The 21454-nt window shown below is 73.7% G+C and carries 23 protein-coding genes; 12 read left to right on the top strand and 11 right to left on the bottom strand.

Going from position 1 to position 21454, the window contains the following annotated elements; translation table 11 throughout:
- Positions 1 to 23: 23 nt before the first annotated feature.
- Genes AB0I67_RS35080 through AB0I67_RS35070 form a run of 3 tightly spaced genes read right to left on the bottom strand, consistent with a single transcriptional unit; the run spans position 24 to position 2369 of the window.
- Entirely contained in the window at positions 24 to 770 is a 747-nt protein-coding gene (locus AB0I67_RS35080; RefSeq protein ID WP_357932748.1) for an SDR family oxidoreductase, read from the bottom strand.
- On the bottom strand, positions 767 to 1864 hold the full coding sequence (locus AB0I67_RS35075; protein ID WP_357932745.1) for an acyl-CoA dehydrogenase family protein: 1098 nt from the start codon (positions 1862 to 1864) through the stop codon (positions 767 to 769). Before AB0I67_RS35075 ends, AB0I67_RS35080 begins: the two co-directional genes overlap by 4 nt.
- On the bottom strand, positions 1851 to 2369 hold the full coding sequence (locus AB0I67_RS35070; RefSeq protein ID WP_357932973.1) for a flavin reductase family protein: 519 nt from the start codon (positions 2367 to 2369) through the stop codon (positions 1851 to 1853). The genes AB0I67_RS35075 and AB0I67_RS35070 overlap by 14 nt, the downstream gene beginning before the upstream one ends.
- A gap of 164 nt (positions 2370 to 2533) precedes the next feature.
- Between AB0I67_RS35070 and AB0I67_RS35065 the strand changes: the two genes are divergently transcribed.
- Positions 2534 to 3673, top strand: coding sequence for an acetyl-CoA acetyltransferase (locus AB0I67_RS35065; protein ID WP_357932743.1), 1140 nt, complete (start codon positions 2534 to 2536; stop codon positions 3671 to 3673).
- Positions 3673 to 4014, top strand: coding sequence for a zinc ribbon domain-containing protein (locus tag AB0I67_RS35060; protein WP_357932740.1), 342 nt, complete (start codon positions 3673 to 3675; stop codon positions 4012 to 4014). Before AB0I67_RS35065 ends, AB0I67_RS35060 begins: the two co-directional genes overlap by 1 nt.
- Before the next feature lie 127 nt (positions 4015 to 4141).
- Here the strand turns inward: AB0I67_RS35060 and AB0I67_RS35055 are convergent, their stop codons facing one another.
- Positions 4142 to 4348, bottom strand: coding sequence for a hypothetical protein (locus tag AB0I67_RS35055; protein ID WP_357932737.1), 207 nt, complete (start codon positions 4346 to 4348; stop codon positions 4142 to 4144).
- A gap of 281 nt (positions 4349 to 4629) precedes the next feature.
- Here AB0I67_RS35055 and AB0I67_RS35050 point away from each other — a divergent pair, with 281 nt between their 5' ends.
- The 7 genes from AB0I67_RS35050 to AB0I67_RS35020 all read left to right on the top strand — a co-directional run bounded on the left by AB0I67_RS35050 (position 4630) and on the right by AB0I67_RS35020 (position 10805).
- Positions 4630 to 5352, top strand: a complete 723-nt coding sequence (locus AB0I67_RS35050) for a GntR family transcriptional regulator (protein ID WP_357932734.1) — start codon at positions 4630 to 4632, stop codon at positions 5350 to 5352.
- Positions 5353 to 5556: 204 nt separating this feature from the next.
- Positions 5557 to 6159 carry a GNAT family N-acetyltransferase gene (locus tag AB0I67_RS35045; protein WP_357932731.1) on the top strand — a complete coding sequence of 201 codons (603 nt, stop codon included), beginning with the start codon at positions 5557 to 5559 and terminating at the stop codon, positions 6157 to 6159.
- A gap of 116 nt (positions 6160 to 6275) precedes the next feature.
- Positions 6276 to 6956: a copper homeostasis protein CutC gene (locus AB0I67_RS35040; protein ID WP_357932728.1), complete on the top strand. Its 681-nt coding sequence runs from the start codon at positions 6276 to 6278 to the stop codon at positions 6954 to 6956.
- Between the two features lie 722 nt (positions 6957 to 7678).
- Positions 7679 to 8089 carry a helix-turn-helix transcriptional regulator gene (locus AB0I67_RS35035; RefSeq protein WP_357932725.1) on the top strand — a complete coding sequence of 137 codons (411 nt, stop codon included), beginning with the start codon at positions 7679 to 7681 and terminating at the stop codon, positions 8087 to 8089.
- Between the two features lie 9 nt (positions 8090 to 8098).
- Positions 8099 to 8857 (top strand): molybdate ABC transporter substrate-binding protein, encoded by a 759-nt coding sequence (gene modA, locus AB0I67_RS35030; RefSeq protein ID WP_357932723.1) that lies wholly within the window; start codon positions 8099 to 8101, stop codon positions 8855 to 8857.
- 107 nt (positions 8858 to 8964) lie between these two features.
- A complete protein-coding gene (locus AB0I67_RS35025; protein WP_357932720.1) occupies positions 8965 to 9774 on the top strand; it encodes an ABC transporter permease in 810 nt (269 codons plus the stop codon).
- Complete coding sequence (locus AB0I67_RS35020; protein WP_357932717.1) at positions 9771 to 10805, top strand: ABC transporter ATP-binding protein; 1035 nt, start codon at positions 9771 to 9773, stop codon at positions 10803 to 10805. Before AB0I67_RS35025 ends, AB0I67_RS35020 begins: the two co-directional genes overlap by 4 nt.
- Here the strand turns inward: AB0I67_RS35020 and AB0I67_RS35015 are convergent.
- The gene (locus AB0I67_RS35015) at positions 10793 to 11833 is read right to left on the bottom strand and encodes an aldolase (protein ID WP_357932714.1); all 1041 of its coding nucleotides are present in this window, start codon (positions 11831 to 11833) and stop codon (positions 10793 to 10795) included. The two genes, AB0I67_RS35020 and AB0I67_RS35015, sit on opposite strands and share 13 nt — an antisense overlap.
- 24 nt (positions 11834 to 11857) lie before the next feature.
- On the opposite strand from AB0I67_RS35015, the gene AB0I67_RS35010 reads away from it, so the two are divergent.
- The gene (locus AB0I67_RS35010) at positions 11858 to 12775 is read left to right on the top strand and encodes a type II CAAX endopeptidase family protein (RefSeq protein ID WP_357932711.1); all 918 of its coding nucleotides are present in this window, start codon (positions 11858 to 11860) and stop codon (positions 12773 to 12775) included.
- On the opposite strand, the gene AB0I67_RS35005 is transcribed toward AB0I67_RS35010, so the two are convergent.
- The 5 genes from AB0I67_RS35005 to AB0I67_RS34985 all read right to left on the bottom strand — a co-directional run bounded on the left by AB0I67_RS35005 (position 12726) and on the right by AB0I67_RS34985 (position 19057).
- Positions 12726 to 14030, bottom strand: coding sequence for an FAD-dependent oxidoreductase (locus tag AB0I67_RS35005; protein WP_357932709.1), 1305 nt, complete (start codon positions 14028 to 14030; stop codon positions 12726 to 12728). The genes AB0I67_RS35010 and AB0I67_RS35005 overlap by 50 nt on opposite strands.
- Before the next feature lie 12 nt (positions 14031 to 14042).
- Positions 14043 to 15203: an AMP-binding protein gene (locus AB0I67_RS35000; protein ID WP_357932706.1), complete on the bottom strand. Its 1161-nt coding sequence runs from the start codon at positions 15201 to 15203 to the stop codon at positions 14043 to 14045.
- A gap of 147 nt (positions 15204 to 15350) precedes the next feature.
- Positions 15351 to 16886, bottom strand: a complete 1536-nt coding sequence (locus tag AB0I67_RS34995) for an AMP-binding protein (protein ID WP_357932703.1) — start codon at positions 16884 to 16886, stop codon at positions 15351 to 15353.
- Between the two features lie 10 nt (positions 16887 to 16896).
- Positions 16897 to 17931: a hypothetical protein gene (locus AB0I67_RS34990; protein WP_357932700.1), complete on the bottom strand. Its 1035-nt coding sequence runs from the start codon at positions 17929 to 17931 to the stop codon at positions 16897 to 16899.
- 67 nt (positions 17932 to 17998) lie between these two features.
- Complete coding sequence (locus AB0I67_RS34985) at positions 17999 to 19057, bottom strand: LLM class flavin-dependent oxidoreductase (protein ID WP_357932698.1); 1059 nt, start codon at positions 19055 to 19057, stop codon at positions 17999 to 18001.
- A gap of 146 nt (positions 19058 to 19203) precedes the next feature.
- On the opposite strand from AB0I67_RS34985, the gene AB0I67_RS34980 reads away from it, so the two are divergent.
- Positions 19204 to 19647: a hypothetical protein gene (locus tag AB0I67_RS34980; protein WP_357932695.1), complete on the top strand. Its 444-nt coding sequence runs from the start codon at positions 19204 to 19206 to the stop codon at positions 19645 to 19647.
- 109 nt (positions 19648 to 19756) lie between these two features.
- On the opposite strand, the gene AB0I67_RS34975 is transcribed toward AB0I67_RS34980, so the two are convergent.
- Positions 19757 to 20683, bottom strand: a complete 927-nt coding sequence (locus tag AB0I67_RS34975) for an acyl-CoA dehydrogenase family protein (RefSeq protein ID WP_357932693.1) — start codon at positions 20681 to 20683, stop codon at positions 19757 to 19759.
- 127 nt (positions 20684 to 20810) lie between these two features.
- Between AB0I67_RS34975 and AB0I67_RS34970 the strand changes: the two genes are divergently transcribed.
- Complete coding sequence (locus AB0I67_RS34970; RefSeq protein WP_357932690.1) at positions 20811 to 21452, top strand: hypothetical protein; 642 nt, start codon at positions 20811 to 20813, stop codon at positions 21450 to 21452.
- Positions 21453 to 21454 lie beyond the last annotated feature (2 nt).

Genomic DNA, 21454 nt, shown 5'->3' with positions numbered 1-21454 from the left:
GATATCCTGTCAGTCAGGATATGTCACGGATGCTGACTCGACACCGAGACCACCTCGCCGGTCATGTAGGAGGAGTAGTCGCTGGCCAGGAAGACGATCACGTTGGCCACCTCCCAGGGCTCCGCCGCCCGCCCGAACGCCTCCCGGGCGGTCAGCTCGGCCAGCGTCTCCGGCGTGGTCACCTTCTCCAGGAACGGGTGCATCGCCAGCGAGGGCGCGACCGCGTTGACTCGGATGCCGTACGGCGCGGCCTCCAGCGCGACGCAGCGGGTGAGCGCCATGACCCCGGCCTTGGCCGCGGCGTAGTGCGCCTGGCCGCGCTGGGCCCGCCACCCGATGACCGAGGCGTTGTTGACGATCACCCCGGAGCCCTGCGGGATCATCGTCCGCAGCGCCGCGCGGGTGCAGCGCATGGTCCCGTTGAGCGTCACGTCGAGGACGGCGTGCCACTGCTCGTCGGTCATCTCGGCCAGCTCCGCCGTACCGCCGAGTCCGGCGTTGTTGACCACCACGTCCAGCGGGCCGCAGGCGGCGAAGAGCGCCTGCACCTGCTCCTCGCAGGTCACGTCGCACGGGACGGCCAGCGGCTCGGCGCCGGTGAGGTCCTTGAGCGTGGCGGCGGCCTCGGCCAGCCGGCGTTCGTGGCGGTCGGAGACGATCACGCGGGCGCCCTCCTCGGCGCAGCGGCGCGCGGTGGCGAAGCCGATGCCCGCCCCGGCCGCCGCGGTGACCAGAACGGCCCGGCCGGCCAGCAGCCCGTGCGCCTTCACCGGGGCAGTCCCAGCACGCGTTCGGCGATCAGGTTGCGCTGGATCTCGCTGGACCCGGCGTAGATGGTGTCGGCGCGGGAGAAGAGGTAGAGGCGCTGCAGGTCGTTGAGCTCGCCGTCCGCGGCGATCAGCCCGTCGAGGCCCTGCGCCTGCTGGGCCAGCTCGCCGAGCCGCCGATGCCACTCCGACCAGTACAGCTTGGCCGTGGGGGAGCCGGGCGAACGGTGCCGCATGAGCCGCAGCTCGATCCAGGAGCGCACGAGCGCGTCGCGGAAGACCGGGTCGTCCAGCACGCCGCTGCGCCGGGCCGCCTCGACCACGCGGTCGTACTCGCGCTGGAAGCCGAGCTGCTGGCCGAGCGTGGAGACGCCGCGCTCGTGGCCGAGGGTGGCCATCGCGATCCGCCAGCCGTCGCCCGGCGCCCCGACGATCAGCTCGGCGTCGGTGCGGGCGCCGTCGAAGAACACCTCGTTGAACTCCGAGTCGCCGGTGAGCTGCACGATCGGCCGCACCCGCACGCCGGGCTGGTCGAGCGGGACCAGCAGGTAGGACAGGCCGCGGTGGCGCTGGGACCCGGGTTCGGTACGGCAGAGCACGAAGATCCAGTCGGCGACGTGCGCCAGGGAGGTCCACACCTTCTGCCCGTGCACGACCCACTCGCCGCCGCGCAGTTCGGCCCGGGTGCGGACCGCGGCCAGGTCGGAGCCGGCGTCCGGTTCGGAGTACCCCTGGCACCACAGCTCCTCGCCGCGCTGGATCGGCGGCAGGAAGCGGCGGCGCTGGGCGTCGGTGCCGTGCTCCAGCAGCGTCGGGCCGAGCAGGGTCTCGCCGATGTGCCCGACCCGGGCGGGCGCGCCGGCGCGGGCGTACTCCTCGTGGAAGGCGATCTGGTCGGCCAGCGAGGCGGCGCGCCCGCCGTAGGCCTCGGGCCAGGCCAGGCAGGTCCAGCCGGCCTTGCCGAGCGCGCGTTCCCAGGCGCGGCGCAGCTCGAAGCCCTCGTGCTCGCGTCCGGGGCCGCCGAGGCCGCGGGCGGCGGCGAACTCCCCGCCGAGCTGCGCCTCCAGCCAGGCGCGCGCTTGCTCACGCAGGGCCATCGAACCGGCCGTAGGAGCCGCGGAAGAACAGCAGGGGGCCGCCGTCGGCGTGGGTGTCGAGCTGGAGCACCCGGGCCACGACGATCACGTGGTCGCCGGCCGGGTGCTCGGCCTCCACCGCGCAGTCGATCCAGGCCAGCGCGCCGTCCAGCACCGGGTTGCCGCCGGGGGAGGAGGTCCATTCCAGGCCGGCGAACTTGTCGCCGCCGCGGGCGGCGAGCTGGGCGCAGACCGGCTGCTGGTGCTCGGCGAGGACGTTGACCGTGATGTTCTTGGCGCCGCGCACCACGGGCCAGCTCGTGCTGGTGTAGGCGACGCAGAAGGCGACCAGCGGCGGGTCCAGGGAGACCGAGGTGAAGGAGTTGGCTGCCAGGCCGCAGGGCCGGCCGGAGGCCGGGTCGAGCGCGGTGATGGCGACGACGCCGGTGGCGAAGCGCCCGAGGACCGAGCGGAAGCGCTGCCCGTCGGTGTGGCCGTTGCCCGGGGGGTGTTGCGCAGGGTGCATGGCCACTCCGTTGCGGTGGGCTCGGCGGCTCGCGCACTCCTCCGGCGAAAGGAGCCGGGCTGCGTGGGTGCTCATGGTCGCCTCCTTCGCCGCTCATCTTACCAAGCGCTTGCTTGGACGGTAGGCGGGTTGCCGGAACGGTGTCAAGCGCCTAGCGTGAGGTTGTGGCCAAGCGCTTGCTTGCTTTCTCGGACCGCACGGCTGTCGCGGGCGTGGGCTGGACCGAGTTCAGCAAGGACTCCCGGGTCAGCACGCTGACGCTGGCCTGCCGGGCGATCCTCGCCACCCTGGCCGACGCCGGGATCCGGCCCGAGGAGGTGGACGGCCTGGCCACCCATCGCGTCGGCGACTCGGTCGCCCCCGGCGTGGTCGGCCCGGCGCTCGGGCTGCCCTCGCCGTCCTGGTACCTCGACCAGTTCGGCGGCGGCAGCGTCTCGCACTCGGTGGTCGGCCAGGCGGCCCTCGCCGTCGCCGCCGGGCTGGCCGAGACGGTCGTGGTCTACCGGGCGATCAACGCGCGCTCGGAGTTCCGGATGGGGCAGGCGGCCAACCCCTCGCCCGAGGCGCAGTACCTGCAGCCGGCCGGGCTGGTCGCGCCGGTGCAGCACTTCGCCCTGTACACCCGGGCGCACATGCTGAAATACGGCACCATGGCCGAGCAGCTCGGGCAGATCGCGGTCCGCCAGCGTGAGCACGCCACCCGCAACCCGCGGGCCCTCATGCGGGAGCCGATCACCCTCGACGACTACCTGGCCAGCCGGTGGATCAGCGAACCGCTGCGGCTCCTCGACTGCTGCCTGGAGACCGACGGGGCCTGCGCGCTCGTCGTCACCACCGCCGAGCGGGCCCGGTCGCTGCGCCGTACGCCCGTGCTGATCAGCGCCGCCGCCTGGGGCGGCGGCGACTCCTTCCTCGCGCCCGGCGAGCCGACCGTCTCGGCCGCCGCCCTGCTGGCCCCCCGCCTGTACGGCATGGCCGGGCTCGGGCCGGGCGAGGTGGACGTGGCGATGCTCTACGACTGCTTCACCTTCTCGGTGCTGGTGCAACTGGAGGACTACGGGTTCTGCGCCAAGGGGGAGGGCGGGCCGTACGCGGCCTCGGGGGAGGGGCCGCCGGTCAACACGCACGGCGGCTTCCTGTCGGAGGGCTACGTGCACGGGATCAACCACGTCGCCGAGGCGGTCACCCAGCTCAGGGGCGAGGCGGGCCCGCGACAGGTGGAAGGGGCAGAGGTGGCGCTGTCCACCGCCCAGCCCGGCTACATCCTGCCCGCCACCTCGGCGCTGATCCTGCGGAGGGGCTGATGGACCGCGACTCGCGCGAGTGGTGGGAGCGGCTGGGCCGGCACGAGCTCCTCGTGCAGCGCTGCCTGACCTGCGGGCGGACGCGTTTCCCCGCCCGGGCCTTCTGCGCGGGCTGCCGCGGCGAGCGGTGGGAGTGGACATCGGCCGGGAGCGAAGGGGTCGTGGAGAGCTGGATCGTGGAGCGGCGGCGCGAGCCCGGCGTCACCGTCGTGCGGGTCCGGCTGGCCGGGTGCGTCTTCCACGGGCGCTGGACCGGGGAGAGCGCGCCCGAGGCGGGCGGCCCGGCGCGGCCGGTCTTCACCGGCTCGGCGGAGGGGACCCGGCTCGACTGGGGGCCGTGACCTCAGGGGCTCTCGCCCGTTCCGCCGGCGGGCGGAAAACGCGTCCTGGCGGGCGTGGGGGACCCGCCAGGACGCGCCTCCTTCTCCGTGCACGTACGGTGCCAGGACTCCGGCGAGGGTTGGAGTCCTAGCCCGTGTGCTCGTGCACAGAGCCGGTGGGGGAGTGATCCTCCGCTGGGCGATGGTTCGGGTGCCGGTGACGGTCCGCGATGCGCTGCGCGGCGCCGACGGGGTCGTCGATGGGGTGGGTGACGGTCGAGCCGTCGTCGCTCCACACGAACGATCCGTCCTTGCACCACACAGTCAACTCGGTGAGCACGGATAACACGGACATGCCGCTCCCATTGCTCTGGTAGGTGTGGGTGAACCCCTGGCGATGCAACGCGTAACGCAGTAGACGTGTTGCCTCGCGGGGGTCGTGCCAGGGCAGGTACGGCGTAACCGGCAGCACCGGCTCTCACCCCCTTACCGGCCTTTCGATGGATTTGTACCAACGATTGGATGATGCGGCTGTCAAGGCCGTTCGGTCAAGGGGTTCTGGCCTGCTAGAACCAGATCGTCTAAATTGTTGGAACAAAAGGGGTGAAAGTGGCAGCGTCCCCGCTTTACCGACAGGTGGCTGCGATCCTGCGGCAAGCCATCTACTCCGGCGTCTACCGCCCAGGGGACGTGCTGCCCACGGAAGAGAAGCTCCAGGAGCAGTACGGCGTCAGCCGCAACACCGCGCGCAACGCGCTCACCATGCTCCTCAACGAGGGCCTCATCACCCGCACGCCCCGCATCGGCTCCGTCGTCAGGGAACGCCGGGCGCTGCTCATCCACCCGCAACGCGAACTCGAACCCCAGCCGGAAGGAGAGATCAGGGAGGCGTTCGCGACCGCCGTCCAGGCCGAGGGCCGCGGGTTCAGCCAGGACATCACCATCCAGATCCTGCGCCCGGAGGACGAGATCGCCAGCCGGCTCGAACTCGGCGACGAGGAGTTCGCCGTGGTGCGCCGGCGGCTGCGGTTCGTGGACGGCCAGCCGTACAACACCAACGACTCCTACTTCCCCGAGCGGATCGTGGCCGGGTCGGAGATCGCCCGGCCCGGCGACATCCGCCGGGGCGCCAACCGGGTCCTGGAGGAGCTGGGCCACAAGCAGGTCCGGGTGGTGGACGACATCCAGGGCAGGATGCCCACGCACCTGGAGTCCGAACAGCTCAAGCTCGACGTGGGCACGCCGGTGCTGGTGTACACGCGCGTCGGGTTCGACGCCGGCGACACGCCGGTCCGCGTAGCCGTGTCGGTCTTTCCCGCCGACAAGCACTTGATCAGATACGAGCTCGGCCTCTCCTGACCAGCTTGAAGGCAGGGCTCGCTTGGGGGTGATCGCGCCGCCCGGTGCCTCGCGAGCCATTTCGGACTTGCCGCACCGGCGTCGGGAGTAGGGCATACTCCCGAAACTTCGATTTATCCATATATATCCGGTTATGTGCCGTGCGCGATGAATCGAGCACACTCCGTGTTCACGCGCACACCCATCGCAACGAAGGGTTGAATCATGCACTCGCACACCCATGCCCCCTCGTCCACCCTCCGGCCTCCGCTGACCCTGCGGCGAGCCGAACCCGGCGACCTGTCAGGCGTGCTCACCCTCCTCGCCGACACCGCGGAATGGCTGCACTCCCAGGGCGTACGGCAGTGGCCGCGCGGCGGCTTCGGCCCCGAGCGCATCGAACCGCTCATCGGCGAACGGGTCCTGCACGTGCTCGACGCCGATCTCGGCGGCCTGACCGCGGGCCCGGTCGCCTGCATCGCCCTCGACGGGCACGCCGACCCCGAGTTCTGGACGCCAGCCGACCGGCCCGCCGACGCGCGCTACGTGCACAAGCTGGCCGTCTCCCGCGCGTGGTCCGGCATGGGGCTCGGCGACGCCCTGCTCGACTGGGCCGGCGCGACCGTGGGGGACGCCGGGCTGGGCTGGCTCCGCCTCGACTGCGCCAAGGACAACGCCGGGCTCCAGCGTTACTACCGGCGGCGCGGATTCACCCACCTGCGCACCGTGGACCTGCCCCACCGGGCCTCCGGCGCGCTCTTCCAGCGGCGGGCCGGCGGCGGTGACCTGTTCCGCCAACTCGGCGTCCGCGAGCTCGTCGACGCCTGACCTTCCGGCTCCCTGACTCTCATTGACAGGGTCCGTCAAATGCCCCCTTCCATCCCGGAAGGGGGCAGAACAGGCGATAGCCTTTGCCGCGTGAGTCGAAACAGCGGTGAGGGGTCATGACGGGATCGTTGCTGGAGGTCATCGCCCTGGACGTGCGCGACGCCATCGCCGCCGAGCGGGGTGGCGCCGACCGTCTCGAGGTCGTCGCCGACATGGCCGCCGACGGGCTCACCCCCGCGCCCGAGACCGTCGCCGCCATCGCCCACGCCTGCGCGCTGCCGCAGATGGTCATGATCCGCGCGCACGCCGGCTTCACCCTCGGCGAGGGCGAACTCGACGAGCTCCGCCACACGGTCAAGGAACTCGCCTCCGCCGGGGCCGCCGGGTTCGTCTTCGGCTTCCACGACGCCGCCGGGGCCGTCGACCTGGCCGCCACCGAGGCGCTCATCCACGCCGCCTCGCCGCTGCCCTGGACCTTCCACCGGGCCGTCGACCACGCCGCCGACGTCCACGCCGCCTGGCGGGCCGTCCGGCTGCTGCCCAACCTCGCCACCGTCCTCACCTCCGGCGCGCCCAGCGGGGTCTCCGACGGGCTGCCCATCCTCAAGGCCCGGGCCGAGGCCGGCGACGCCTCCCTCATCCTCGCCGGCGGCGGCCTCCAGCGGCCCCACGTCCCCACCCTCCTGTCGTACGGCGTGCGTGCCTTCCACGTCGGCAGCGCCGTCCGGCCCTCCTGGCACGAACCCGTCGACCCGGCCCTCGTCGCCCAATGGCGCACTCTCATCGACCGCGACTAGCCGGTTCTTTTCATCTGGCGTTTCCCCCTCCCTCCGCCCAGGATCACGCCCCACCGCCCGGCTACTCGCCGCATAGAAGACCGGGGTCGGCGGAGGCGTGACCTAACCCGCCGCACCAGGGGACTGACAGCCGCGCCGGGGACTTGAACGGCCGTACCGGAGGACTGGCGGCCGGGGGCTCGAACGGCCGGCAGGGGACTGGGCGGCCAGCAGGGGACTGGGCGGCCGGCAGGGACTGAGCGGTCTGCCGGGGACTGAGTGGGCCGCGCCGGGCGCCGAACGGCCGTGGCGGGTTTCCTAAAGGGCCGTGGCGGCTTGCCTGAACGGCCGCGCGGCCCTCCCCGCCGGGCCTTCCCCCACCTAACTGATGCGGCGAGCGACCCCCGCGGTGGTGCGTGATCCTGTGCGGCGGCCCGTTCACCGATGCGGCGAGCGACCCCCGCGGTGGTGGGTGATCCTGTGCGGCGGTGCGCTGGGGTCGGCGAGGGGGTGAAGGGGAGTTGGGAAGCGGGGGAAGGAAGGTCGGGGCTCTCGGACGGCGGTTCGGCTACCGCCTTGGCCGCCCTCCGACGGCGGGGGTCGCGGTGAGCCGGGCCGCGTCGCTGGACCGGGTTCGGGGGTGGGCCGCGGAACCATGGGGGGTGCCCCTGCGGCGGTCGGCCTCGGTTCTGCAAGGCCGTACCCCGAGTTGACCTAGCATCTGCCAAGGATAAGGTGACCCCGTGACCACGTTCGGCATCAGCGAAGCAGCCGCCCTCCTAGGCGTGAGCGCCGACACCGTCCGCCGCTGGGTCGACTCCGGCCGTCTGCCGGCAAGTCGCGACGAGCACGGGCATCGCCGCGTGAGCGGCCCCGACCTGGCCGCGTTCGCCCGCGCCCAGGTGGGGCCGGACAGCGAGGCCGGCCACTCCTCGGCCCGCAACCGCTTCCGCGGGATCGTCACCGAAGTGCTCCGCGACGCGGTCATGGCCCAGGTGGAGATCGCGGCGGGGCCGTTCCGGGTGGTGTCCCTGATGAGCCGCCAGGCCGCCGACGAGCTGGGCCTGGAGCCCGGCGTGGTCGCCGTCGCGGTGATCAAGTCCACGAACGTCGTCGTCGAGATCCCCGGCCACGCGCGCGTGGCGAGCCCCTGAGGAGACGCCTTGCCGGCGAAACGCTCGATCGTCGTGATGTTGTTGGGTGCGCTGACCCTGCTGGCCGGTGGGTGCGGTTCCGGAGCCGAGGCGGGGAAGGGCACTGTGACGGTGTTCGCCGCGGCCTCGCTGACCGGGGCCTTCACCGAGCTCGGCCAGGCGTACGAGCGGGCGCGTCCCGGGACGAGGGTGCGGTTCAACTTCGGCTCCAGCGCGACGCTGGCGCAGCAGCTCGTCCAGGGGGCGCCGGCTGACGTGTTCGCCGCGGCCAGCCCGGCGACCATGAAGACGGTCACCGACGCCGGCCTGGCCGGGCCGGCCGCGGTCTTCGCGCGGAACAAGCTGCGGATCGCGGTGCCCAAGGACAACCCGGCGGGGGTGGACTCGCTGGCCGATCTGGCCGATCCCAAGGTCAAGGTGGCGCTGTGCGCGGAGCAGGTGCCATGCGGGGCCGCTGCGGTCAAGGCGCTGGCCGCGGCGGGGCTCAAGGTCAAGCCGGTCACCTTGGAGCAGGATGTGAAGGCGACGCTGGCGAAGGTCGAGCTGGGGGAGGTGGACGCCGCGCTGGTGTACCAGACCGATGTGCTGGCCTCCGGGGGCAAGGTGGCCGGGCTGTCGTTCCCTGAGGCGGATCAGGCGGTCAACGACTATCCGATCGTGGTCCTGACCAGGGCTCCCGACGCCGAGGGGGCGCGGGGGTTCGTCGAGCTGGTCCGGTCGGCGCAGGGGCAGGCCGTGCTGGCGAAGGCGGGATTCCAGACCTCATGACCGGGCGTGGTGACGGGCCGGAGGGGGAGCCCCAAGGGCCGGCGGAGGGGGAGCCTGCTCGGGCGGCGCACGTGCCCGGGGAGAGGGAACCCAACCGGGCGGTCAGGGTGAGCGGGCGGTCGGTGAAGGTCAGCGGGCGGGCGCCGTGGGTGTTGGTGGTGCCGGCGGTGGCTGGGCTGGTGTTCCTGGTGTTGCCGCTGGTCGGGCTGGTGGTGCGCGCGCCGTGGTCCACGTTGCCGAGCCGGCTGGCCGAGCCGCACGTGCTGGAGGCGCTGCGGCTGTCGCTGGTGACGGCGACCGCCGCCACGGTGATCTGCCTGCTGCTGGGGGTGCCGCTGGCGTGGTTGCTGGCGCGGGCCGAGTTCCCCGGGCGCAGGATCGCGCGGGCGCTGGTGACCGTCCCGCTCGTGCTCCCGCCTGTGGTCGGCGGGGTGGCACTGCTGCTGGTGCTCGGGCGGCGGGGGCTGGTGGGGCAGTGGCTGGAGTCCACGTTCGGGGTGTCGCTCCCGTTCACCACGGCCGGGGTGATCGTCGCCGAGGCGTTCGTGGCGATGCCCTTTCTGGTGATCAGCGTCGAGGGGGCGTTGCGGGCGGCTGACCGGCGTTACGAGGAGGCTGCCGCCACTCTCGGGGCCTCGCGGTGGACGGCCTTCCGTCGGGTGACGCTGCCGCTGGTGATGCCGGGTGTGCTGGCCGGGGCGGTGTTGTGCTGGGCGCGGGCGCTGGGGGAGTTCGGGGCCACGATCACGTTCGCCGGGAATTTTCCCGGCACCACGAGGACCATGCCGCTGGCGGTCTACCTCGCGCTGGAGACCGAGCCGGAGGCGGCCATCGTGCTCAGCCTCGTCCTGCTCGCCGTGTCGGTGCTCATCCTCGCCAGCCTGCGCGACCGCTGGACCGGGGCGGCGACGGGATGAGCCTGCATGCCCGGCTGGTCGTCGAACGGCCCGCCTTCCGCCTCGACCTGGAGCTGGACGTCGCCCCAGGCGAGATCGTCGCGCTGCTCGGCCCGAACGGCGCGGGTAAGACGACCGCGCTGCGCGCCCTGGCCGGGCTGGCCCCGCTGGCCGCGGACGGGTTCATCGAGCTCGACGGCCAGGCGGTCCACCGCCGCCCGGCCGAACAGCGGCCGGTCGGCATGGTCTTCCAGGACTACCTGCTCTTCCCGCACCTGTCGGCCCTGGACAACGTCGCCTTCGGCCCCCGCTGCCGGGGGAGCGGCAAGGCCGAGGCCCGCCGGCTCGCCGCCGAGCTGCTCGCCCGGGTCGGGCTGGCCGACCTGGCGAAGGTACGGCCCGGCGAGCTCTCCGGCGGTCAGGCGCAACGCGTCGCCCTGGCCCGGGCGCTTGCCGTACAGCCGAGGTTGCTGCTCCTGGACGAGCCCCTGGCGGCCCTGGACGCGCACACCCGCCTGGAGGTGCGGTCGGGCCTGCGGCGGCACCTGGAGGGGTTCGACGGCGCGACGGTGCTGGTCACGCACGACCCGCTGGACGCCATGGTGCTGGCCGACCGCCTGGTGGTGATCGAGCGGGGCCGCGTCGTCCAGGAGGGCCCGCCCGCCGAGGTGGCCGCCCGGCCCCGCACCGACTACGTGGCCAGGCTGGTGGGACTCAACCTCTACCGTGGCACCGCCGCGGCGGGCCGGGTGAAGGTGGGCGAGCTGCTCTTCAGCACCAGCGAGCCGCTCGACGGCCCGGCGTTCGTGGCCTTCTCCCCGGCCGCGGTCGCCCTGTACCGCAGCCGGCCCGACGGCAGCCCGCGCAACCTGTGGCAGGCGCGCATCGAGGGGGTCGAGCGGCACGGCGACAACGTCCGGGTGCACCTGACCGGCCCGGTGACCGCGTTCGCCGACGTCACCCCGGCGGCGGTGGCCGAGCTCGACCTCACCACCGGGCGGGAGGTCTGGGTCTCGGTGAAGGCCGCCGAGACGCACGCCTATCCGGCGTGACCCAGCGCGGAGTCGGCGCGGCGGAGGGCGGCGGCCAGGCTCTTGATCGTCGCCGGTTCGTCCAGGACGCCGCCGACCTGCCGCTGCTCCTCCCAGGCCCGCACCCGCGCCGCGTACTCGTCGTAGCGCGCCAGGTGGAAGGCGTAGACGGTGGCGAAGCGGCTGACCAGGTGCGAGGGGTGCATGTCCCAGCCCTGGTAGAAGCCGTTGCCCAGGGAGTGCCGGACGAGCTGCGCGTGCCGGGCCCAGAGGGCGTGCACGTCCGCCGTCGCCTCGGAGGCGGGCGCGGCGGCCAGGGAGCCGTCCGACAGCTCGACCGGCGTGGTCGCGAAGGCGGTCTGCATGAGGTGCCGCGCGTGGTCGCAGGCCGGGTGGTCGAGCCGCTGCTCGTGCGGGGGCAGGCCGAGCGCGGCGGTGTAGTCGAAGACGCCGAAATGCGCGCCGGTCAGCCGCTCGTGCAGGCCGGGACGCAGGAACGGCAGCGTGCGCGGGTCCTCGACCTGGAGCTCGAAGCCGGCACCGGCCGGGAGCCGCTCGGCGAAGCGGTGCACGGCCGGCTCCTCCAGCACCTTCGGGAAGGTGACCGTGCAGCCGGGCAGCACGCCGGTCCGCTCCAGGAACAGGGCGAGCGTGCGCAGCGAGCGCTCCTCGTCGTCGGCGAACGACTTCACCCGCAGCCCCCAGCGCCGCGGCAGCCCGCCGGTCCGGTGCAGCTCCAGCACCGCCTCGGCGGCGGCCTCGGCGTGCCCGTCCTCCTCGGCGGGACGCGTGCCGTACCCGTCCTCGAAGTCGATGCGCACGTCCTCGATCGGATCCGTGGCGAGCTTGGCCGCCACCCTGGGGTGTACGGCACGCGCCAGGCCGAGCGGGACGCCGAAGACCTCGGCGAGTTCCTCCGGCCCGGCTAGGTGCTCCTCCAGCAGCGCGCGGGCCTGTTCGCCCCACTCGCGCACGGTCCTGACGGACCAGCGGTGGGCGGGCACGTAGACCGTGTGGACGGGTTGCCAGTGGAAAGACCCTGTGAGCACGCGGCATAGCCTAATGTCCACCGCATGCGGCACTTCGGCGCGGACAACCCGCTGTTCACCCTGGCCCGTTCCGGGCGGCGCACCACCCACCCTCTGCTGGCGATCGCGATCGCCCTGGGCGCCCTGCTGTTCGGCTCGGCGGCGGGCGAGGTCCTGCTGAGCCTGATCGCGGTGCCCGCCGATCCGGCGGTGCGGCTGCTGGTTCTGCTGGTGCTCGGGTTCGCGCCGACGGCGGCGCTCGTGTGGCTGTGGGTGCGCGGCTTCGAGGGGCGCGGCTGGAGCACTCTCGGCTTCACCCGGGATCGCGCCGGCTGGAAGAGCCTGCGCGGCTTCCTCACCGGCCTGCTGGCCTTCGGCCTGGTCACCGGACTGCTGGTGGCCCTGGGGTACGCGGCGCGGGAGAACGTCCCCGAGGCGTTCGTGCCCGCGCTGGTGGTGCTGGCCGGGTGGATCGTGCAGAGCTCGACCGAGGAGGTCCTCGTGCGGGGCTTCCTCATGCCGGTGGTGGGCGCCCGCTGGGGAGCCGTCGCCGGGGTGGGCGTCTCGGCGTTGCTCTTCGCGCTGCTGCACGGGCTGAACCCGGGCGTCACCCCGCTCAGCGTCGTCAACCTCGTGCTGGTCGGGGTGCTGCTCGGCCTCTACGCCCTCTACGAGGGGGCGCTGTGGGGCGTGTGCCTGTGGCACGCCGCCTGGAACTGGGCGCAGGGCAGCGTCTTCGGTTTCGAGGTCAGCGGGCAGACCACCGGCGTGCTCTCCGTCGTCGACCTGCGCGAGCAGGGGCCCGACGTGGTGACCGGCGGCGCCTTCGGCCCGGAGGGCGGGCTCGCCTCGACGCTGGTGCTGCTGCTCGGCGTCGCCGTCGTGGTGCTGGCGGCCCGCCGGACCGGAGGGATCAGCCCCGGCCGCAGGCGGCCAGCATCGCCTCCAGACCGGTCAGCTTGACCTTGTCGCCCCGGCCCAGCGAGCGGGCCAGCTCGCCCTCGGCCGCCTCGATGCGCAGCCAGTCGTCGTAGGTGACCGGCGTGAGGCCCTTGGCGGCGAGCAGGTCGTCGAGCCCGGCCCGCTCGACGGGATCCCGATCCGAGAGGTCGGCGAGGAGGGTGCGGACCGTCTCGGCGGCGTCGGACTTGTTGGTGCCGATGACCCCGGTGGGCCCGCGCTTGAGCCACCCCGCGACGTACTCCCGATCCCGCACCCGGCCGGCGACGTTGGGCACGGTCATGGTGCCGGTGTCGAACGGCACCCCCGGCAGCGGCACGCTCTGGTAGCCGACCGAGCGCAGCACCATGCCCACCGGAAGGGTCTCGAACTCGCCGGTGCCGACGACGCGGCCCTCCTCCGACAGCCGGGTGCGCTCCAGACGCAGGCCCTCGACCCGCTCCGCACCCAGGATCTCGACCGGGCGCAGCCAGAACCGCACGTCGAGGCGGCGGGGACGGCCCTCGGGCGGCCGGGCCGCCCACGACTGCAGCACGTCGATGTTGCCGCGGACCTGCCGGGGGAAGTCGCCGCCGAGCACCACGGCCTCCTCCGGCCGCACGCAGACGTCGGCGTTGCCCACCTCGCCGAGCTCGCGCAGCTCCTTGAGGGTGAACTTGGCGTGCTCGGGGCCGCGGCGGCCGATCATGTGGATCGCCTTGACCTGGGAGGCGTCCAGGTTGCCCAGCACCTCGTGCGGGATGTCGGTGCCTTCGAGGTCGGCGGCGGTCTTGGCGAGGATGCGCACCACGTCCACCGCCACGTTGCCGACGCCGATGACGGCGATCTCCGGGCTGTCGAGGGTGAAGCGGTCGGGGGAGACGTCGGGATGCCCGCAGTACCAGTTGACGAAGTCGGTCGCGGCGACGCTGCCGGGCAGGTCCTCGCCGGGGATGCCCAGCCGCCGGTCGACCATCGCGCCGGTGCAGTAGACGACCGCGTCGTAGTGGCTCAGCAGCTCCTCGACGGTCAGGTCGGCGCCCAGGGTGAGGCCGCCGAGGAAGCGGATCTGGGGGAGTTCGAGCACGCGCCGCAGGTAGTTGGCGATCGACTTGATCGAGGTGTGGTCGGGGGCGACGCCGTACCTCACCAGGCCGTACGGCGCGGGCAGCCGCTCCAGCACGTCCACCCGCACCGGGCCGGGGGACTGCTTGACGAGTGCCTCTGCGGTGTAGATCCCGGCCGGGCCCGAGCCCACGACTGCGACCGTCAGCGTCACCGTGCCGCCTCCTCAACTCACCGGGCCGCTGGGGAGGGTGCGTCCCGCCAGACGCAGGCGGCCGGTGTGGTCGATATATCCCCGATCCCCGGTGCGGATGAACCCGTCTCGGGCGAACACCGAACGATCACGAGATCTCTCCAGGTAGCCGGTCATGACGGCCGGGGAGCGCAGCAGCACCTCGCCCTCCTCGCCCTCTTCGACCGGTCGTCCGGCGGCGTCGCGGATCGCCACGTCCACCCCGGCCCGCGGCCGGCCCACCGACTCCTCGGCGTCCTCCGGCGGGTCGTCCGGCCGGGTGCCCAGGCCGAGCCCGGCCTCGGTGCAGAGGTAGCGGTTGCAGACCGGCACGCCGTACCGCTCGCGCAGCGCCCGGATCAGGCCCGGCGGGGCTGGCGCGCCGCCGCTCAGCACCAGGGTCAGGTCGGGCAGCTCGGCTCCGGTGGCGAGCAGCTCGGCGAGCTGGCGAGGGCTGCCCTGCAGCACCCGGATCCGGTGCCGGCGCAGGACCTCCACCGCCGCGCCGGCCTCCCAGCAGGGCAGGAGGTGGCTGGTGCGGCCGGTCTGCAGGAAGATCGGCAGCCGGGTGGCGAACGACAGGTGCCCGAGCGGCTGCGTCACCAGCCGCGCGTCGCCGGTGCCCCAGCGGGTCCCCGCGCCGTGCGCGCGGATGGCGGCCAGCTGCCGGTCGCCGAAGAGCGCGCCCTTGCGCGGGCCGGTCCGGCCCGAGGTGAACGCCACCACGACCGGACGCTCCGGGTCGGGCGGGAAGGGCGGTGGCGGGCGCTCGTCGCGGGCCACCCCTCTCAGGCTGTACGGCAGGCCGCGCCGCACCGGCAGCGTGATCACCTCCACCCCCGGCGGCGCGGGCGAGGGCCCCGGCTCGGTGATGACGAGGTCCGGCCTCAGCCCGTCGGGCAGCTTCCCGGGGCCGCACCCTGCGGTGAGCGCGCCGATCTTGGCCGCGGCCAGGTAGCAGAGCACGAACTCCGGCCCGTCCGGCAGCGCCAGCGCGACCAGGTCGCCGACGCGCACCCCGCGGTGCGTCAGGCCCGCCGCCACCTGGTCGGACAGGCGGTCGAGCTCGGTGAAGGACAGGGACATGGAACCGGAGACGACCGCCGCGCGCGCCCCGAACCGGCGTGCGGCCTCCCCGGCCAGCAGGCGCAACATCGCACGGCTCCCGAGGTAGGCGCGTACCGGCCTCATACCCCGCCGGGGCCCCCACGAACGCCCTCGCACCGCCCAGGTGAACCGCCCCGGGTGGTCCCTCTCCGGTCAGGAGACGGTGGGCGAGGAGCCCCCCGTGTGTCCCCCCGGTCAGGAGGCGGTGAGCCGGCGCAGGGCCTGTTTGTCCACCTTCCCCGTGGCGTTGAGCGGCAGCTCCTCGACGACGGTCAGGTGCTTGGGGACCTTGTGCGAGGACAGGTGCCTCCGCGCCCACCCGAGCACCGCGGCGGCGTCCACCTCCTGCCCGGGCCGGGGCACCGCGAAGGCCCAGCCCGCCTCACCGCTCCGCGCGTCGGGCACCCCCACCACCGCCACCTGCGCCAGCGACCCCTCCCGCAACAGCAGCGCCTCCACCTCGGCGGGCGAGACGTTGAACCCGTTGACGATGTACAACTCCTTCAGCCGGTCCACCAGCACCACGTTCCCCGACGGGTCGAGGTACCCCACGTCCCCGGTGTGCAGCCAGCCGTCGGCGTCGATCACCTCGGCGGTGCGGACCGGGTCGTCCCAGTAGCCGCGCATCACCCCGTAACCGCGTTGCAGGATCTCGCCGCGCTCGCCCGCCGGGAGTGCGTGCCCGGCCGGGTCGACGACCTTGACCTCGATGCCCGGCACCGGCCGCCCGGCCGTGCCCGCGACCACCTCCACCGGGTCCTCCGCCCGGGTCATCGAGACGACCGTGCCCTCCATCAGGCCGTAGGCGTTGATCATGCGCTCCAGACCGGTGCGGTCGAGGAGCCGCCTGACCAGCTCGGGGGGTACGACTGCCGCGCCGCAGATGGCCACGCGCAGGGAGGAGAAGTCGTGCGGGGCGCGGTCGAGCTCGTCCAGGAGGCGGTGGAAGAGGGTGGGCGGGCCGGCCAGGACGGTGATTTTCCGGGATTCGAGGAGGTCGATGATGAGCTCGGGGCGGAACACCGGGACCGGGATCATCGCCGCCCGGCGTAACAAGCACGCCAGCAGGCCCGCGTTCAGCCCGAAACCGTGCGCGAACGGCGCTATCACCGGGTAGCGGTCTTCCGCCCGCAGGCCGACGATCTCGGCCCAGTCCCAGTAGCCGCGCAGGACCTGGGCGTGGTCGAGCATGACGCCCTTGGGGGTGCCGGTCGTGCCGGAGGTGGACATGATCTCGCACAGGTCGGTGGGCTCGACCGCTCCGGCCCGCTCCAGCACGGCAGCCCGGTGGCTCCGCCGTACGGGGCGGGGGGTGCGGAGGCGGGCGGAGCCCTCGGGGGTGCGGAGGTGGGCGGAGCCGTCGGCGGTGAGCAGGTGGGGGAAGCCGTCGGGTGGGGTGAAGCCGTCGGCGGCGAGCAGGGCCTTCGCACCGGTCCGCGCCAGCACGTCGGCCGCCTCCAGCGCCTTGAACCGGGCCGACAGCGGCACGATCACCGCCCCGGCGAGCCACACCCCGACCGCACGCACGACCCAGGCGGCGTCGTTGAGCCCCCACACCGCCACCCGGTCGCCGCGCTCGATCCCGAGCGCCAGCAGATCCCCGGCCACCGCCAGCGCCCGCTCCAGCAGCCCGGCATAGGTCACCCCGTCCAGGACCGGCACGTCCGGGTGCCGCGCGGCCTGCTCCAGCACCATCCGCGGCACGGTCCCCCAGTCCGGCACCGGTTCCATCCGTGCCTCCTCAGACGAGGGCGCGGTCGCGGCCCAGGTGCTGGCCGCGGAGGTCGGTGACCACCCCGGCGCCGCGCGGGGCGACCTCGGGGTCGATCTCCACGGCGATCCTGACCGGGGTCAGCGCCTGGAGCGCCTGCTCGACGCGCGCCTTCCACATCGGGTTCCCGACCAGCCCCGCACGGGCATACCGCACGGTCAGCACCGCGACGTCGAGGGTGCCCGGACGGCTGACCGTCAGGTCCCATGCGGCGACGCCGTCGATCCTGGCCAGGGCCTTGTCCAGCCGCGGCAGGCTCAGCCACACCCCGCGCACCAGCAGGTGCTCGCCGACCGTGTGCGCCGGCGCCGCACCCGGCTGGGCGGCCACCTGCCCGGTACGGAGCACCGCGTCCTCCCGCACGAGCACGAGCTCCCCCCGCCCCTCGGCGGCGAACTCGTCCTTGGCCAGGGCGGCGTGCCGCACCAGCCCGTCACACAGCGGGGTGAGCGGCTCGGCGGCGGCCGAGCGCCACGCCAGGGCGGCCCCGGAGAAGGGGCTGGCGTAGACCTCGGTGACCGTCGCCTCGAACTCGGCGGCCAGGTGCGCGAGGGTGTGCGGGGCGGCGATCTCCCCGGTGACCACGATCTGCCGCAGTCCCAGGTCGAGCGGGTCGAGCAGGAACTCCAGGTGCAGCCGGGCGAGCAGGTCCATGGCCCCGGTCGGGGTGGTGACCAGTGTGGTGGCCCTGAGCGTGGTGAGCAGGTGCTGGAGGCGGAGCCGGCCGCGTGGTCCCACGGCGGCGGCCGCGGCGGCGACCTCGGCGGCGGCCGACGCCCACAGCGCCCCTGCCGGTTCGGCCAGAGCCACGACCACGCGGTCGGCCGGGCCGACGCCCGCCGCGGTCAGGGCGGCGGCGGTGAGCTCGTGGTCGGCGGGGGAGAGCGTGACGACGGAGCCGGCGTCGGGCGAGGCGAGCAGCAGCCCGGTCGCCGTGCCGGCCGCGGCGGCCAGGTCGTCCCGCACCAGCCACCGCCCCCCGGACCCGCCGATGGACCCGGTCACCTCATCACCTCGGTCACGAAGACGGGCCGGGTCACGTCGTCACCCCGCTCCTGAGGACGGGCTGGAGTCACCTCATCACCTCGTTCATGAAGCGCGTCATCGAGTCGCACACCAGGTCGTGCGCCAGCCCGCCGACCTGCGCCTGCAGGATCAGGTCGGTCGCCCCGGCCTCGGCGATGCGGGCCACCGCCTTGCGGGAGCCCTCGGCGTCGTCGACCACGACCATGAGGTGCTCGCGCAGCGTGGCCATCGCCTCGGCGGGCGGCATCCCGGCGGCGAGCTGGCCGAGCACCCGGTGGGTGGCGTGCCGGGCGTCGTAGTAGCCGGGCGGGGTGACCAGGTTGACCTGCCGCCGGATGTACCAGAGCACCGCGTCGGCGGCGGTGGCGGCCGCCTCGTCCCGGGTCGGGCCGACGAACCAGGGGATCATCAGCGCCACCCGCCGGCTGTCGGGGTCGAAGCCGTGCCCGGCGAGCGCCTCCCGGTAGCGGGCGATGTCCTCGGCCACGTCGTCGATGCCCTTGAGCATGGTCATCGCGAGCAGGTTGTGGCCGTGCGCGGCGGCGGACAGGAACCCCTCCAGCGAGGTCGAGGCGACCCAGACCGGGGGGTGGGGCCGCTGGACCGGCCGGGGGTAGACCGCCACGTCGGGGATCTCGAAGAACTCGTTGGACCGGCTGATCGGCTCCCCGTCGGCCGACCAGAGGGCCAGGACCGCCTCCAGCGAGTCCTCCCAGATCTGCCGGGACTTCTCGAAGGGGCGCTGGAAGGCCTGGTACTCCAGGGGCGAGGCGCCGCGGCCGGTGCCGAACTCCACCCGGCCGCCGCTCAGCACGTCGAGCGTGGCGATCCGCTCCGCCGTACGGATGGGGGACTGGAAGGGCAGCAGCACGACGCCGAGGCCGAGGTGGATGCGCTCGGTGCGCTGGGACAGGGCGGCGAGCACCAGGTCGGGGGCGGAGGAGTGGGAGAAGCCGCGGGTGAAGTGGTGCTCGACGAACCAGGCGGTGTCGTAGCCGAGGCGGTCGCCCAGCACGACCTGCTCCATCACGTTGCGGAACGCCTGTTGTTCGACCTCTCGCGTGCGCCCCCGCACCTCCAGCTCGTATCCCAAGCTGATCCGCATCAAGTGCCTCCCCACTTAACCAAGCGCTCGCTTGGGTCGAGCGTAGCAGCCGAGGGGGTTGCCGGGAAGTGCGCGGGGGATCAGAGTGGATGATCGTGAAGCGAAAGCACGCCCTGAGGCGGCCGAAAGATGGCACGCTCCCATCCATGAGGGGATTCCGTCGCGGGCGGGTCGCGGCCGACGAGGCGGCGCTCGCGAGCGCGCGCAGGTACGAGGCCTTCGGCCGGGTGATGGCGGCCCTGGCGGCGGAGGCGGAGATCATCGAGTCGTGCCGCGACCTCACCTGGTGGCGCGGCGCCGACCACGCCTGGCACCTGGAGTGGCGGGACGGCCCGTACGCGCACGAGGTGGCCGAGGCGTTGATCGCCGGCGTGCGCGACCCGGGCTTCGACGGGTCGCTCGCCGCCCTGGCCGGGCCGGGCGGTCCCGCGAGCGCGGTGCTCGACGTGATGGGCGTCCGGGTCGAGCTGCGGGCGATCGACCCGACCGGGTCGCGGGGGCGGCAGAACTTCTGGCGGCTGGCCGAGGCCCTCGACACCTCCCGCTCCACCGCGGGCCGCCGCCCGTGGGAGGAACTCCTCGGCGGCTGACCTCGCCCGAGGCGCCTCCTGGAGAGCGGCCGTCCGTAAGGCGGGCCGTCGGGAAGGCGGGCCGTCGGGAAGGCGGGCCGTCGGGAAGGCGGGCCGTCGGGAAGGGAGGCTAGAAGAGGGTGCCGGCCAGCCGGGCACGGTGCTCGCGCGGGGAGCCGAGCAGGCACGCGTCGGCGGTCGCCCGCTTGAAGTACCGGTGCGCCTCGTGCTCCCAGGTCACCCCGATCCCGCCGTGGACCTGGATGTTCTCCCCGGCCGCCAGCAGGTAGGCCGTTCCGCACACCGACCCGGCCGCCGCCGCGGGCAGCTCGCCCCGCGCCGCCGCCTCCACCGCGGCCTGGGCCGTCTCCACGGCCATGTGCACCTCGGCCAGCTTGTGCTTGATCGCCTGAAAGGCCCCGATCGGCCGCCCGAACTGCTCGCGCACCTTGGCGTAGGCGGTCGCCGCCTCCAGGCACCGCGCCGCCCCGCCGGCCTGCTCGGCCGCCAGCGCCACGATCCCCAGGTCGCGCACCCGCTCCCAGCCGCCGCCGTCGCCCAGCACCCGCGCGGGCACGCCGTCGAAGACCAGCTCGCCCAGCGGCCGGCTCGCGTCCATGGTGCGGTACGGCTCCCGCCGCGAAGGCACGGCCTCGACCAGCGCCCCTCCGGCGTAGGCCAGCACGACCTCCCCCTCCAGCACGTGCCGGGCCACGCCGTACAGCCGCCCCCCGGACAGCCGGAGCGGGCCGGGGAAGACCACGGTGGCGCTGACCGACCCCTCGGCCAGCTCGCCCAGCCGGTGGTCCGAGCCCGCCGCCCGGAGTGCCTCGACCGCCAGCACCGCGCTCTGCAGGAACGGCAGCGGCGACAGGACCCGCCCCAGCTCGGCGGCGACGACCGCGACCTCGGCCAGGTCGGGGCGGCCCGCCCCGCCGTACTCCTCGGGGACGGTGAGGCCGCCGACCCCCAGGTCGGCGGCGAAGGCGGCCCAGCCGGCGGCCGGCCGGGCGGCGAGATAGGAGCGGACGGCGGCACGGAGTTCGGGGTCGCTCACCCGCGATATCTTAACCAAGCAATTGCTCAACTGACTTAGGGTTGACCGAAATTTACTTTTTCTGTAAGACCACATATCGTTCGGTATGGCCTTTTGCGATGAACAGGTGAAACGGCCAGAATCGATCATGAAGAGCAGCACCGTCGAATATGCCGACTACGCCGAGTACGACCGGCGCCAGCGCGGCATCCTCCGCCACCTGCTGACCGCCTTCCTTGGGGGAGTGGCCGTCGGCCTGCTCGGCCTGCTCCCGTCCGGCCAACTGGCCAGCCTCTACGACCCCTACGCCTACCTCGCGCTGATCATCGCGGTGGGCGCCACCGCCAGCGGCCTGTCCTGGGCGGCCCTCGCCGTCTTCCTGGCCGCGACCTCCAGCGTCGTGGGGACCATGGGCGCGGGCGCGCTGCAGGGCGACTTCGACCTCAACTCCGTCGGCGGCGACGCCACCGGGCTCAACGTCCTGGTGGTGCTCCTGGTCGCGCTCGGCCTGCTGGGCTACGCGAGCCGGCGGGCGGACCTCTGGGGCGACCTGGCCGCGGGCGCGATCTCCGCGCTGCTGGTCAGCGACGTGATCGACCGGGCGAGCAAGGGCTTCCTCGACTACGAGCCGGGCTTCTGGCCCTGGCCGGCCGCCGGGCTCGCCGTCCTGTCCCTGTGCCTGCCGCTGGGCCTGCGCCGCACCGTCGGCGGGCGGCTGCGCGCGCTGGGGGTCGCCCTCGCGCTCTCCGGCCTGTTCGCGCTGGCCCTGCTGGGGCCGTGGGCCGGATAAGG

It is taken from the genome of Nonomuraea sp. NPDC050310 (assembly GCF_040655795.1).
Classification (GTDB): Bacteria; Actinomycetota; Actinomycetes; order Streptosporangiales; family Streptosporangiaceae; genus Nonomuraea.
Note: the sequence above shows the minus strand (reverse complement) of the source record. Positions and strands in the feature narration are given on the sequence as shown.